Source organism: Streptomyces sp. CLV115, from assembly GCF_038448545.1.
GTDB classification, from domain to species: domain Bacteria; phylum Actinomycetota; class Actinomycetes; order Streptomycetales; family Streptomycetaceae; genus Streptomyces; species Streptomyces sanglieri.
Genome location: NZ_JBCEWQ010000358.1, coordinates 1 through 1029, shown reverse-complemented (window position 1 = coordinate 1029; position 1029 = coordinate 1). Strand labels below are relative to the sequence as shown.

At 74.2% G+C, this 1029-nt stretch carries 1 protein-coding gene; it reads right to left on the bottom strand.

The window, feature by feature from the left end:
• Positions 1 to 860: serine/threonine-protein kinase (locus AADR41_RS42125; protein ID WP_342287759.1), on the bottom strand; the 860-nt coding region annotated here is incomplete at its 3' end.
• Positions 861 to 1029: the final 169 nt, after the last annotated feature.

Genomic DNA, 1029 nt, shown 5'->3' with positions numbered 1-1029 from the left:
CGCTCGGGCCACGGGGCGTGCGGGCGCAGGAAGGGGCGGGTCGGGTCGAGCGGTCCGACGGAGAGTCCGGTGCCCGGCGAGGGGAGCAGCGGGGCGAGGTGTTCGTACACCTCCTGGGCGCCGGAGGGGCGGTGCTGCGGGTCCTTGGCGAGCAGCCGCAGCACCAGCGCTTCGAGCGGCTCGGGGATGTCGGGCCTGGTCCGGCGGACCGGGACCGGGGGCTCGTGGAGGTGGCGGTGGAGCACGCCGAGGGCGGTGGACCCGGCGAACGGCACCTCGCCGCTGAGCAGTTCGTGCAGAAGCACGCCGAGGGCGTACAGATCGGTGTACGGGCCGACGGCGCCGCCCATCGCCTGCTCGGGGGCCATGTAGGCCGGGGAGCCGATCGGTGAACCGGTGTGGGTGAGCCGGGTGGTGTCGGTGTCCAGGACGGAGGCGACGCCCAGGTCGAGCACGGTGACGGTGCCGTCCGGGCGCACCATCACGTTGCGGGGCTTGAGGTCGCGGTGGACGATCGGCACCGCGTGCACGGCGCACAGGACGGCGCAGAGCTGGGCGGCGACCGCGACGGACCACTGCCAGGGGTACGGGTCGTGCTCGGCGAGATGGTCGGCGAGGTCGGCGCCCTCGACGTACTGCATGACGAGGAACAGGTCGTCGCCGTCGCTGCCCGCGTCGTGGACGGTGACCAGGCCCGGGTGGTCGACCTGGGCGGTGACCCGGCACTCGCGGACGAAGCGGCGGCGCAGCTCGTCCGCGGCCTCGCTGTCGATGGGGCCGGTGACCCGGTCGGGGCGGAGCAGCTTCACCGCGACGCGGCGGTCCAGGCGCTGGTCGTAGGCGGTCCAGACCTGGCCCATGCCGCCCTGGCCGAGGAGGGTCGCCAGCTGGTAGCGCCCGCCGATGAGACGCCCGTTCACCGGCCCTCCTCCTTACGGAGGTAGTCGCTCAGCTCGTCCAGTTCGGCACGGACCTGGTCGATGCGCTGGGGGTGCGGGTGGGGTGAGGGTGGGGACGAGGGGGCCGGCC